Source organism: Delftia sp. WSY_12 (assembly GCF_043104645.1).
Taxonomy (GTDB): domain Bacteria; phylum Pseudomonadota; class Gammaproteobacteria; order Burkholderiales; family Burkholderiaceae_C; genus Comamonas; species Comamonas tsuruhatensis.
In genome coordinates this window covers 600,550-612,291 of sequence record NZ_JBICKW010000012.1, presented here as the reverse complement: position 1 = coordinate 612,291, position 11,742 = coordinate 600,550, and the positions used below count along the sequence as shown (strand labels likewise).

General features: G+C 66.9%; 11 protein-coding genes. 4 read left to right on the top strand and 7 right to left on the bottom strand.

Annotated features, from left to right (window positions below; translation table 11 throughout):
• Window positions 1–67: 67 nt before the first annotated feature.
• The 6 genes from gltX to folC form a co-directional block, all read right to left on the bottom strand.
• On the bottom strand, window positions 68–1,474 hold the full coding sequence (gene gltX / locus ACF8LI_RS08255; protein WP_047218421.1) for a glutamate--tRNA ligase: 1,407 nt from the start codon (window positions 1,472–1,474) through the stop codon (window positions 68–70).
• Window positions 1,471–2,685 carry an O-succinylhomoserine sulfhydrylase gene (locus ACF8LI_RS08250; protein ID WP_154833912.1) on the bottom strand — a complete coding sequence of 405 codons (1,215 nt, stop codon included), beginning with the start codon at window positions 2,683–2,685 and terminating at the stop codon, window positions 1,471–1,473. Before ACF8LI_RS08250 ends, gltX begins: the two co-directional genes overlap by 4 nt.
• A gap of 195 nt (window positions 2,686–2,880) precedes the next feature.
• A complete protein-coding gene (gene purF / locus ACF8LI_RS08245) occupies window positions 2,881–4,389 on the bottom strand; it encodes an amidophosphoribosyltransferase (RefSeq protein WP_016449259.1) in 1,509 nt (502 codons plus the stop codon).
• Between the two features lie 133 nt (window positions 4,390–4,522).
• The gene (locus ACF8LI_RS08240) at window positions 4,523–5,014 is read right to left on the bottom strand and encodes a CvpA family protein (RefSeq protein WP_016451425.1); all 492 of its coding nucleotides are present in this window, start codon (window positions 5,012–5,014) and stop codon (window positions 4,523–4,525) included.
• Window positions 5,015–5,069: 55 nt separating this feature from the next.
• On the bottom strand, window positions 5,070–5,993 hold the full coding sequence (locus tag ACF8LI_RS08235) for an SPOR domain-containing protein (RefSeq protein ID WP_026062261.1): 924 nt from the start codon (window positions 5,991–5,993) through the stop codon (window positions 5,070–5,072).
• A 71-nt stretch (window positions 5,994–6,064) separates the two neighbouring features.
• On the bottom strand, window positions 6,065–7,387 hold the full coding sequence (folC, locus tag ACF8LI_RS08230; protein WP_016449256.1) for a bifunctional tetrahydrofolate synthase/dihydrofolate synthase: 1,323 nt from the start codon (window positions 7,385–7,387) through the stop codon (window positions 6,065–6,067).
• A 79-nt stretch (window positions 7,388–7,466) separates the two neighbouring features.
• Between folC and ACF8LI_RS08225 the strand changes: the two genes are divergently transcribed.
• The 4 genes from ACF8LI_RS08225 (at window position 7,467) to argG (ending at window position 10,598) form a co-directional block, all read left to right on the top strand.
• Window positions 7,467–7,844, top strand: coding sequence for an ArsC family reductase (locus ACF8LI_RS08225; protein ID WP_016449255.1), 378 nt, complete (start codon window positions 7,467–7,469; stop codon window positions 7,842–7,844).
• Between the two features lie 127 nt (window positions 7,845–7,971).
• Window positions 7,972–8,712, top strand: coding sequence for a glycine zipper 2TM domain-containing protein (locus tag ACF8LI_RS08220; protein ID WP_016449254.1), 741 nt, complete (start codon window positions 7,972–7,974; stop codon window positions 8,710–8,712).
• Window positions 8,713–8,835: 123 nt separating this feature from the next.
• The gene (locus ACF8LI_RS08215; RefSeq protein WP_012206574.1) at window positions 8,836–9,153 is read left to right on the top strand and encodes a pyrimidine/purine nucleoside phosphorylase; all 318 of its coding nucleotides are present in this window, start codon (window positions 8,836–8,838) and stop codon (window positions 9,151–9,153) included.
• Between the two features lie 110 nt (window positions 9,154–9,263).
• Window positions 9,264–10,598: an argininosuccinate synthase gene (argG, locus tag ACF8LI_RS08210; protein ID WP_016449252.1), complete on the top strand. Its 1,335-nt coding sequence runs from the start codon at window positions 9,264–9,266 to the stop codon at window positions 10,596–10,598.
• A gap of 231 nt (window positions 10,599–10,829) precedes the next feature.
• Here the strand turns inward: argG and ACF8LI_RS08205 are convergent, their stop codons facing one another.
• Window positions 10,830–11,729 (bottom strand): LysR family transcriptional regulator, encoded by a 900-nt coding sequence (locus ACF8LI_RS08205; protein WP_012206576.1) that lies wholly within the window; start codon window positions 11,727–11,729, stop codon window positions 10,830–10,832.
• Window positions 11,730–11,742: the final 13 nt, after the last annotated feature.

The following is an 11,742-nucleotide window of genomic DNA, read 5'->3' as shown; positions in this document are numbered from 1 at the left end:
ATGCTGCAATCGCTGCTTCTTGTTAGTTGCTGCGTTTGCATCAGAGACTCGAATTATAGACAGGTTTTCAGCGGTTTTTCAAACGCGCCAGAATTTTTTCACGACCCAGCAGCTCCAGCACCGCGTCCACCGAAGGCGTGTGCGCCGTGCCCAGCGTCAGCACGCGCACCGGCATGGCCAGTTGCGGCATCTTCAGGCCCTGGGCCTTGAGCACTTCCTTGATCAGGGCAGCAATGGCTTCCTTGCTCCACTCCACCGAGGCGATGCCTTCGGCGAAGGCGTCCAGGGCGGGCGCCACGGCGTCGGTCACGTGCTTTGCCAGGTCCTCGGCGTTGCGGTCGAAGGCGTCCACATAGAACAGGCGCACCCAGCCGGCCAGATCGACCAGGGTTTCGCAGCGGTCCTTGAACAGGGCGCAGATGCGCGGCAGGCGGTCGTCTGCGTCGAGCAGGGCCTGGTCCAGGCCGGTCTTGAGCACGAAGGGGCGCACCAGCTCTGCCAGGGCCGCGTCGTCCAGCGCCTTCAGGTGCTGGGCGTTGACCCAGCGCAGCTTGGCCTCGTCGAACTGGCCAGCGCTGCGGCCCAGGTGGTCCAGGTTGAACCACTCCAGGAACTGGGCGCGGCTGAAGATTTCGTCGTCGCCGTGGCTCCAGCCCAGGCGGGCCAGGTAGTTGACCATGGCGTCGGGCAGGTAGCCTTCGTCGCGGTACTGGGTGACGGCCTTGGCGCCGTTGCGCTTGCTCATCTTCTCGCCCTGCTCGTTGAGCACGGTGGGCAGATGGGCGAACACGGGCACGCTGGCGCCCAGGGCCTCGAAGATGTGGATCTGGCGCGGCGTGTTGTTGACGTGGTCGTCGCCACGGATGACATGGGTGATGGCCATGTCCATGTCGTCCACGCAGACGCAGAAGTTATAGGTGGGCGTGCCATCGGGGCGCGCGATCACCAGGTCGTCCAGCTCGCTGTTCTGGAACTCGATGCGACCCTTGCACTTGTCTTCCCAGGCCACGACGCCGCCCTTCGGCGTCTTGAAGCGCAGCACGGGACGCACGCCTTCGGGCACGGGCGGCAGCACCTTGCCTTCCTCAGGGCGCCAGGTGCCGTCGTAGCGCGGCTTTTCCTTGTTGGCCATCTGGCGCTCGCGCAGGGCGTCGAGTTCTTCCACGCTCATGTAGCAGGGGTAGACATGGCCCGAAGCCTGCAGGCCGGCCAGCACCTCCTTGTAGCGGTCCATGCGCTGCATTTGATAGAACGGACCTTCGTCATGGTCCAGCTGCAGCCAGGCCATGCCTTCGATGATTACGTCCACCGAGGCCTGGGTGGAGCGCTCCACGTCGGTGTCCTCGATGCGCAGGATGAAATCGCCGCCCGTGGCGCGCGCAAAGGCCCAGGGATACAGGGCCGAGCGGATGTTGCCCAGGTGGATGAAGCCCGTGGGAGACGGGGCAAAACGGGTACGTACTTTTTGTGTCATTGCAGGGTATCCAGTCCGCGGGAGAGATCGTTCTTGAGGTCGCCCAGGTATTCCAGTCCGACGGAGATGCGCAGCAGGCCCTGGCCGATGCCGGCGGCACGGCGCTGCTCTTCGCTCAGGCGGCCATGCGAGGTGCTGGCCGGATGGGTGATGGTGGTCTTGACGTCGCCCAGGTTGGCCGTGATCGAGCACACCAGGGTGCTGTCGGCCACATGGAAGGCGTTGGCGCGCAGCTGTTCGGCGCCCTCGCCCACCACGTCGAAGGACAGCACGCCGCCGCCCATGCCGTTTTGCTGGCGCATGGCCAGCTCGTGCTGCGGGTGGCTGGCCAGGCCCGGGTAGTAGACGCGGGCGACCTTGGGATGGGCTTCCAGCCAGGTGGCCAGCTCCAGCGCGGAGGCGCTTTGCGCCTTCACGCGCAGGGACAGCGTCTCCAGCCCCTTGAGCACCACCCAGGCGTTGAACGGCGCCAGGTTCAGGCCGCCGCTGCGCAGGAAGGTGCCCATGACCTTGTCCACCAGTGCCGTCGTGCCGCAGACGGCGCCCGACATGACGCGGCCCTGGCCGTCCAGCAGCTTGGTGCCGGAGTGCACGACCAGGTCGGCACCGAACTTGGCAGGCTGCTGCAGCACGGGCGAGGCAAAGCTGTTGTCCACGGCCAGCAGCGCGCCATGGGCGTGCGCCAGCTCGGCCAGCGCGGCGATGTCGCACAGGTCGGTCAGCGGGTTGGTCGGCGTCTCGGCGAACAGAAGGCGCGTGTTGGGACGGATGGCCGCCTTCCAGGCCTGCACATCGGTCTGCGAGACAAAGCTGGTCTCCACGCCGAAGCGCGCCATCTCGCCGCCCAGCAGCTTGATGGTGGAGCCGAACATGGACTGCGAGCAGATCACATGGTCGCCGGCCTTGAGCGTGGTCAGCGCCACGAGCAAGATGGCCGACATGCCCGTGGACGTGGCCACCGCGCATTCCGTGCCCTCCATGGCGGCCAGGCGCTGCTCGAAGCTGGTGACGGTGGGGTTGGAGGTGCGGCTGTAGGTGTAGCCGGGCTCTTCATTGGCGAAGCGGCGTGCAGCCGTTGCACAGTCGGGCTGCACGAAGCTGCTGGTCATGTACAGGGCTTCGCTGTGCTCACCCCACTGGCTTCGCTCCACGCCCACGCGCAGGGCCAGCGTATCGGGATGCAGGCCTTCGGGAAGTGTCTTGTTGGTCACGTTGATGGTCCTTGGGGATCGGGCGCAGCCCGCCAGCGGTGGCGGTGCCCGGAAAAAAGGAGCTAGAAGCACTTGTCACCTGGCGGCTTCCAGGGCCTTGCGGCCCTGGTCTCTCCAGCACCAGCGCTTTTAGCTCATTTGTCAAAAAAGGCGGGCCACAGGCCCGCCCGACATTGTCACTGAATGCCCTGGCGCTCAGGCTTCCTGGGCATTGGGCAGGGACAGGCGCGACGCATCGCTGGCCTCTTCCTCCCCGCCCCGGTTACGCCCCTCGTTGAGCGCCGTGACCTCGTCCTCGGAGATGTCGCCCGTGATGTAGACGCCGTCGAAGCACGAGGCCTCGAAGCCCTGCACCTGCGGATTGATCTTGCCCACGGTCTGCTTCATGGCGGCCACGTCCTGGTAGATCAGCGCGTCGGCGCCGATGACCTGGCGGATTTCCTCGACCGTGCGGCCATGCGCCACCAGTTCGGCGCGCGTGGGCATGTCGATGCCGTAGACGTTGGGATGGCGCACCGGAGGAGCGGCCGAGGCCAGGTAGACCTTGACGGCGCCGGCGTCACGCGCCATCTGCACGATCTCCTTGGAGGTGGTGCCGCGCACGATGGAGTCGTCCACCAGCAGCACCTTGCGGCCCTTGAACTCGCTGCCGATGGCGTTGAGCTTCTGGCGCACGGATTTCTTGCGCGAGGCCTGGCCCGGCATGATGAAGGTGCGGCCCACGTAGCGGTTCTTGACAAAGCCTTCGCGGTAGGGAATGCCCAGCAGCTGGGCCAGCTGCATGGCGCTGGGCCGGCTGGATTCCGGAATCGGGATGATGGCGTCGATCTCGTTGGGCGGCACGGTGGAGACCACGCGCTTGGCCAGCGTCTCGCCCATGTTCAGGCGCGCCTGGTAGACGGAGATGCCGTCGAGCACCGAGTCCGGACGGGCCAGGTACACGTACTCGAACACGCAGGGGTGCAGCTCGCTCTTTTCGGCGCACTGGCGGGTTTCGACCTGGCCGTCGCTGTGCACGAACACGGCTTCACCCGGAGCGACATCGCGCTCGAGCTGGTGCAGCGTGCCTTCCAGGGCCACGGATTCGCTGGCCAGCATCACCGTGCCGTCGGCGCTGCGGCCCATGCACAGGGGACGGATGCCGAAGGGGTCGCGGAAGGCCAGCAGGCCGTAGCCCGCAATCAGCGCGATCACGGCGTACGAGCCCTTGATGCGCTTGTGCACGGCGCTGACGGCCTGGAAGACGTCTTCGCTCTTGAGCGGTGCGCCGCTGCTGGCACGGGCCAGCTCGTGGGCCAGCACGTTGAGCAGGACTTCGGAGTCGCTCTCGGTGTTGGTGTGGCGGTGGTCGGTGTCCGACAGTTCCTCGCGCAGCTGCTTGGCGTTGGTAAGGTTGCCGTTGTGCACCATGACGATGCCGAAGGGCGCGTTCACGTAGAAGGGCTGGGCCTCTTCCTCGCTGGTCGCGTTGCCGGCCGTCGGGTAGCGCACCTGGCCCAGGCCCACCGTGCCCGGCAGGGCGCGCATGTTGCGGGTGCGGAACACGTCGCGCACCATGCCCTTGGCCTTGTGCATGAAGAACTTGCGCTCCTGCTGGGTCACGATGCCGGCGGCATCCTGGCCACGGTGCTGCAGCAGCAGCAGGGCGTCATAGATCAGTTGATTCACGGGCGCGGTGCTGACTACACCAACGATTCCACACATAGTTGCGTTCCATCCGTTTGCGAAGGTCGCCCTTCGCTGTCTGGGCCGTAGCAGCCACCCATTGGCCACGCCTGCGCCCGATTTCTCTATCCAAACTGTTTCTGCCAGCCGACTCCTGCGCTGCAGCGCCTTGTCATGCAGCCGGCAGATAGCGTCCCCATTCCTGCGGCAGCTGCGGCAAAACCGCAGCCAGCGCCTGCATCAGCCACGGCGCCAGGGCTGAATCCTGCCACCACTGTCCCTGGTGCAGCGGCGTGTAGCTGATCACCATCGTTGCCACCAGGGCCAGCAGCGCCCCGCGCAGCACGCCGAACAGCGCGCCCAGCGTGCGGTCCACGGGCCTCAGGCCCACCGCCTCGATCAGCCGGCGCGACAGCCAGGACACCAGGCCCCAGCCGAACAGCGCCAGCACGAACAACAGCACAAAGCCTGCGGCATAGCGCAGCTGCATGTCCCAGTCCTGCATGGGCAGCCACAGCGCCACGTCGGCCGCCCAGATGCGGGCCACGACGAAGGCCACCAGCCAGCCGAGCAGCGACAGCACCTCATACACCAGCCCGCGCCAGGCGCCTAGCAGCATCGATGCCAGCACGCAGGCCAGCAAAACCCAGTCCACCGTGGACATACGCTATCTCTGTGCGCCTGTGCTGCTTTGCAAGATCAAGATGTACGTCACCGCCTCAGAGCTTGAGCACCGACGCCGGCAGGCCCTGGCCCTTGACGCGCGCCGCCGCCTTGTCGGCTTCGGCACGGCCGTTGAACGGACCCACACGCACACGCGTGCGCTTGCCGTCCTTGGTGTCCACCACCTGCGTGAAAGTCTTCAGGCCCGCCAGCTCCAGCTTGGCGCGGATTTCCTGGGCCTTGCCGGCATCGGAGAAGGCGCCGACCTGCACGATGAAGCGCTCGTCCGTCGCCGCAGCAGCCGCCGGTGCGCTGCGACCTTCCAGCAGGGCCCGGGCACGCGCGGCGTCGTCGCTCCTGGACGGCTCGGGCTTGGGTTCGGGCTTTGGCTTCGGCTCGGGTTTGGGTTCGGGCTTGGGCTCCGGCTTGTGTTCGGGTTTGGCCGGCTCGGGCTTGGGCCTGGGTTCCGGCTTGGGCTCGGGTTTGGTCTCAGGCTTGGCGGCGGGCTTGGGCTCAGGCTTTGCCTCGGGCCGGGTTTCGGGCTTTGCTTCCGGCTTGACCGGAGCCACCTGCGAGACGGCCGGCGCCACGGGCACGGAAGGCCTGCCCATGGGAACCTCTTCCTCGTCGGCGCCCAGCGAGGCCTGGGCCGGCACGCGGCCTGCCGGGGAAGCGGCGCCCTGGTGCGGATGGGCGTCCACGGCATTGGCGCCGGGCACGACCAGAGGAGCGACCTTGTCGCGGTCGGGAATCTCGATGGGGATGTCCACGGGAATCGGACGCGGCTGGGTGTCGAACAGCAGGGGGAAACCCACCACGCCCGCCAGGACCAGCACGGCCGCGCCGATGAGGCGGTGGCGCGCCCGGCGGCGCATGACATCGACGCTTTCCGCCTGTCCCAGCCGTGTGGGCCGCCTCGATGCGGACGACGAATCACCGTCGTCTTTTTTGCCGGGCCAACGAAAATTGAAAAATGCCATGGAGTGCGGACTCGTTCAGATCAGCCACCACAGGCAGCCACGATGGCCGTTTGCGGTGCGGATCACTGGATTCAGGTGCCCAGATGCTTGGCGTTCAGCCGGGGCGGGCCGTCCTGCAGCACGCCGCCCACCGTGAAGAACGAGCCAAAGACCACGATTCTATCAGTGGGACCTGCTGCAAGAACCGCGGCATCCAGCGCCAGCTGCGGGTTTGCGAAGGTGGCCAGCGAGATCTCGCGCGGCACGCCCGGCGCGGGCGGCAGGGCTTCGATCTTCTGGCGCAGCACCTCGGCGCTCTCGGCGCGCGGCGTGGGCAGGTCGGTCAGATACCAGCGGTCGATCAACGGGGCAATCCTGGCCAGCATGGGCGCCAGATCCTTGTCGTGCATGGCGCCGAAGACCGCATGCGTGCAGGGAAAGTAGCCCATGGCATCGAGGTTGGCCGTCAGCGCCGCCACCGAATGCGGGTTGTGCGCCACGTCCAGCACCAGCGTGGGCTGGCCCGGAATGATCTGGAAACGGCCCGGCAGCTCGACCATGGCCAGCCCCGTGCGAACGGCCTGGGCCGTGACGGGGAGGCGGCTGCGGATGGCCTCGAGCGCGGCCAGCGCACCCGATGCATTGACCAGCTGGTTGGCGCCGCGCAGCGCCGGATAGGCCAGGCCCGCATAGCGCCGCCCGCGTCCGGCCCAGCCCCACTGCTGCTTGTCGCCCGAGAAGTTGAAGTCCTGGCCCAGGCGCCAGAGATCGGCACCAATGGCCTGTGCATGGTCCAGCACGCTTTGCGGCGGCATGGGATCGCTGACCACCACCGGCCGGCCGGCGCGCATGATGCCGGCCTTCTCGCGGCCGATGCTCTCGCGGTCCGGCCCCAGGAATTCCACATGGTCGATGTCGATGCTGGTGATGACGGCGCAATCGGCGTCGATCACATTGGTGGCATCCAGCCGCCCGCCCAGGCCCACCTCGAGAATCGCCACATCCAGCCTGGACTGGCTCATCAGCCGCAGGATGGCCAGCGTGGTGAACTCGAAATAGGTGAGCGCCACTTCCGTGCCCTGCACGCGCGCCTGCTCCACGGCCTCGAACTGCGGCAGCAGCTCGGCGGCCTTCACGATCTCGCCGCCCACGCGGCAGCGTTCCTCGAAATGCACCAGATGCGGCGATGTGTAGACGCCGGGGCGAAAGCCCGATTGCAGCGCCACGGCCTCCAGCATGGCGCAGGTCGAGCCTTTGCCGTTGGTGCCCGCCACCGTGATCACGGGGCAGTCGAAACGCAGGTCCAGGCGCTGGGCAACTTCGCGCACGCGATCCAGGCCCAGCGCAATATTCTTGGGGTGCAGGCGCTCGCAATAGGCGAGCCATGCATCCAATGTGGGAAATGAGGTGTGCATACTGCGCGCTATTGTTACCCAGGGACAGTGTCCTTATGGGGTCCTCGCCATCCATTGACTGCGGCAACTGCAACCAATCATGACCACTGCAAACACTGTGACGCTCTACGGCATTCCCAACTGCGACACCGTCAAGAAGGCCCGCGCCTGGCTCACCGACCAGGGCATCGCCTACGAATTCCACGACTTCAAGAAACAGGGTGTTCCCGCCGAGCAGTTGCCCGCCTGGATGCAGGCTGTCGGCTGGGAAAAGCTGCTCAACCGCCAAGGCACGACGTGGCGCAAGCTCGATGCCGACACCCAGGCCGCCGCCCAGGATGCGGCCGGTGCCGCAGCCCTCATGCAGCAGCAGCCCAGCGTCATCAAGCGCCCGGTCGTCCAATGGCCGCAGGGACGCATCACCGTGGGTTTTGCGCCCGACGCCTGGGCAGAGATGGCCCACGGGGGCAAGCGCTGACTCTGCCATCAGGCCTGGAACAGCTTATTACGTGGATTTACGCGACCGCAAACTGCTTTCCAGGCCCGAGGAATACACTTGCATGGAGCCTGGCAGGAAATACCGCCAGCGCAACAGGAGTGCAATCATGAAATCCCTGGTTCTTTTGACGCTGGCGGCCACGACCGCCACCGTGGCCCTGGCCCAGGAGCAAGGCCGGGTGCTGTCGGTGACCCCGGTGACCCAGCAGGTGGCCGTGCCCCAGCAGGTCTGCCGCGATGAAAACGTCTATACCGGCCAGCGCACCTCGGGCGCGGGCGCCGTTCTGGGTGCCCTGGCGGGCGGCGTGGTCGGCAATGCCATCGGCCATGGCGGCGGACGCGCGGCCGCCACGGCGGCCGGCGTGATCGGCGGCGCCATGCTGGGCAACCAGGCCGAGGCCACGGGCCAGCCCCAGTACCAGACGGTGCGCAACTGCACCACCCAGACCTACTACCAGAACCGCGCCGTGGCCTATGACGTGGTCTACGAGTACGCAGGCCGCAACTACACGACGCGCACCACCACGCCGCCCGGGGACTGGATCGCGCTGAGCGTGCAGCCCGCCGCCAACAGCGCGGCCTATGGCAGCAACGGCTACTACGGCACCAACCAGCCGCCCCAGGCCGCGTACTCCACCGCACCCGTGCCGCCGCCCGTGGTCTACCAGAACAACTACTACGACGGCGGTGGCTACTACGCCCCCCAGCCTGTGCAGCCCGTGTATTCGGCCGGTGACTATGTGGCTCCCGTGGTGATTGGAGCAGCCCTTGCTGCCGGCGTGTACTACGCCTCGCGCCCCAGCTATCACGGCTGGCGCGGCGGCTACCGCCACGGCTGGCGCCGCTGAGACGGACCTGCGCATGCAAAGCCCCGACAAGGGGCTTTTTGCATGGCGGCGGCCAGCACGCACGGGCAGCGGCCGGGTGCTGGCCTAAAATGGGCGGTTTAGTCCACCCTCTGCCCAGCTTCCATGACCACCGAAACCATCTCTGGCATCACCCTGACCACCAAGGCCAATGTCTATTTCGACGGCAAATGCATCAGCCATGGCTTCACGCTGGCCGATGGCACGAAGAAGTCTGCCGGCGTGGTGCTGCCCAGCCAGCTGACCTTCGGCACGGCCGCCGCCGAGATCATGGAATGCGTGGCCGGCTCCTGCGAGTACAAGCTCGACGGCTCGGACCAGTGGCTGACCTCCAAGGCCGGCGAGTCCTTCCAGGTGCCTGCGAACTCCAAGTTCGACATCCGCGTGACCGAGGCCTACCACTACATCTGCCACTACGCCTAAGCGCCTGAGCAGACCGACGCATTCGACCTGACGGCGCCCAGGCGCCTTCCGTGTTTTCCGGCAGCCGCGTCCCGCACGCCAGCCGCCATCGTTATTGAGAGAAGCATCGTATGGAAACCATCCTGCAAAACGTTCCCGTCGGCCAGAAGGTCGGCATCGCCTTCTCGGGCGGCCTGGACACCAGCGCTGCCCTGCGCTGGATGAAGAACAAGGGCGCCCTGCCCTACGCCTACACGGCCAACCTGGGCCAGCCCGACGAGGCCGACTACGACGAAATCCCCCGCAAGGCCATGGAGTACGGCGCCGAGCAGGCCCGCCTGATCGACTGCCGCGCGCAGCTGGCCGGCGAAGGCATTGCCGCCATCCAGGCCGGCGCCTTCCACATCTCCACAGGCGGCATCACCTATTTCAACACCACGCCCCTGGGCCGTGCCGTGACCGGCACCATGCTGGTGGCCGCCATGAAGGAAGACGACGTCAACATCTGGGGTGACGGCTCGACCTTCAAGGGCAACGACATCGAGCGCTTCTACCGCTACGGCCTGCTGACCAACCCCGCGCTGAAGATCTACAAGCCCTGGCTGGACCAGACCTTCATCGACGAGCTGGGCGGCCGCGCCGAGATGTCGGCCTTCATGACCAAGGAAGGCTTCGGCTACAAGATGAGCGCCGAGAAGGCCTACTCGACCGACAGCAACATGCTGGGCGCCACGCACGAGGCCAAGGACCTGGAGTTCCTGAACAGCGGCATCCGCATCGTCAACCCCATCATGGGCGTGGCGTTCTGGAAGCCCGAGGTCGAGGTCAAGGCCGAGGAAGTGTCGGTGACCTTCGAAGAAGGCCGCCCCGTGGCCCTCAATGGCAAGGAAATCGCCGATCCCGTGGAGCTGTTCCTGGAAGCCAACCGCATCGGTGGCCGCCACGGCCTGGGCATGAGCGACCAGATCGAGAACCGCATCATCGAAGCCAAGAGCCGCGGCATCTACGAGGCCCCCGGCATGGCCCTGCTGCACATCGCCTACGAGCGCCTGGTGACCGGCATCCACAACGAGGACACCATCGAGCAGTACCGCATCAACGGCCTGCGCCTGGGCCGCCTGCTGTACCAGGGCCGCTGGTTCGACCCGCAGGCCATCATGCTGCGCGAAACCGCCCAGCGCTGGGTGGCCCGCGCCGTGACCGGCACCGTGACGCTGGAGCTGCGCCGCGGCAATGACTACTCCATCCTGAACACCGAATCGCCCAACCTGACCTACGCGCCCGAGCGCCTGTCGATGGAAAAGGTCGAGGACGCGCCCTTCAGCCCCGCCGACCGCATCGGCCAGCTGACCATGCGCAACCTGGACCTGATGGACACCCGCGACAAGCTGGCCATCTACGCCAAGGCTGGCCTGCTGTCCCTGGGCACCAGCACCGCCCTGCCCCAATTGGGCGGCAAGGAATGACCTACACCCCCTGAGCGGCTGACGCCGCTTCCCCCCGTTGCACGGCGCCTCTCTACTCGCTTCGCGAGGGAGGGGGACGACGCCCTCGCTGCGGGGCGGCGCGGCCGGCGTAGGCCCTTGCTCGGCGTCCCTGGCATGGGACGCGCCCGCCAAGCACGCGACGCCATGGGCCAGAAAATCGCACACTTGCATCCCACAAGCCGCCGCAAGGCGGCTTTTTTTACGCCCCTGCTACCAGCGCGCGCCCTCGAAGCGCTGCACGAGAAAATCCAGCAGCGCGCGCACGGCCACCGGCAGGTGGCGGCGCGAGCTGTACAGCGCATGCACAGTCAGCGGCTGCGGGCGCCAGTCCGGCAGCACCAGCTCCAGCTGGCCGGCCTGCAGCATGGGCTGGACCAGGTAGGTAGGCTGGAAGGCAATGCCGGCGCCTTCGACGGCAGCGGCGGCCAGCACGGTGGCTTCGTTGGCGTTGAACCAGGTGGTGACGGCGATCTGCTGCTCATCGCTTTCATCGTCACGCCGCGCCAATTGCCAGACATTGCGGCCCACGCGCATATGGCCCAGGCAGCGGTGGGCCTGCAACTGGGCCGGTGTCTGCGGCCGCCCTGCCGCGTCCAGGTAGGCAGGCGAAGCCACCAGCACCGATTCGCACACGGCCAGCGGCCGGCCGATGAGTGCGGCGCCCGGATCGGCGCTGATGCGTATGGCCAGGTCGATGCGCTGCTGCACCAGGTCCAGCGCGCCGTCGTCCACCAGCAGGTCGATCTTGAGGTGCGGGTGCAGCCGCATGAACTGCGCAATGGCCGGCGCCATCTGCGCATGGCCGAAGGACATGCTGCAGGTCACGCGCAGCAGGCCGCGCAACTGGCTGTCGCCGGCGCGCATCTCGCCTTGCACCTCATCGGCCAGGGCCAGCATCTGCTGGCTGTAGCGCAGGCACTGCGCACCGGCATCGGTAAGCGAGACACGGCGCGTGGTGCGGTGCAGCAGGCGCGCGCCCAGCCACTGCTCCAGCGACTCCACATGGCGCGTGGCCATGGCGCGCGACAGGTCCAGCCGCTCGGCCGCCGCCGTGAAGCTGCCGCATTCGGCCACCGTGGCAAACACCTGCATCGCCAGCAATCGGTCCATGGATATGCTCGAT

What these genes read in the sequence shown, in the direction of transcription:
- ACF8LI_RS08225 (WP_016449255.1), top strand. Translation starts at nt 7,467, where the DNA reads ATGACCACTGCAAACACTGTGACGCTCTACGGCATTCCCAACTGCGAC.
- gltX (WP_047218421.1), bottom strand. Translation starts at nt 1,474, where the DNA reads ATGACACAAAAAGTACGTACCCGTTTTGCCCCGTCTCCCACGGGCTTC.
- folC (WP_016449256.1), bottom strand. Translation starts at nt 7,387, where the DNA reads ATGCACACCTCATTTCCCACATTGGATGCATGGCTCGCCTATTGCGAG.
- ACF8LI_RS08240 (WP_016451425.1), bottom strand. Translation starts at nt 5,014, where the DNA reads ATGTCCACGGTGGACTGGGTTTTGCTGGCCTGCGTGCTGGCATCGATG.
- ACF8LI_RS08215 (WP_012206574.1), top strand. Translation starts at nt 8,836, where the DNA reads ATGACCACCGAAACCATCTCTGGCATCACCCTGACCACCAAGGCCAAT.
- purF (WP_016449259.1), bottom strand. Translation starts at nt 4,389, where the DNA reads ATGTGTGGAATCGTTGGTGTAGTCAGCACCGCGCCCGTGAATCAACTG.
- ACF8LI_RS08235 (WP_026062261.1), bottom strand. Translation starts at nt 5,993, where the DNA reads ATGGCATTTTTCAATTTTCGTTGGCCCGGCAAAAAAGACGACGGTGAT.
- ACF8LI_RS08205 (WP_012206576.1), bottom strand. Translation starts at nt 11,729, where the DNA reads ATGGACCGATTGCTGGCGATGCAGGTGTTTGCCACGGTGGCCGAATGC.
- ACF8LI_RS08220 (WP_016449254.1), top strand. Translation starts at nt 7,972, where the DNA reads ATGAAATCCCTGGTTCTTTTGACGCTGGCGGCCACGACCGCCACCGTG.
- argG (WP_016449252.1), top strand. Translation starts at nt 9,264, where the DNA reads ATGGAAACCATCCTGCAAAACGTTCCCGTCGGCCAGAAGGTCGGCATC.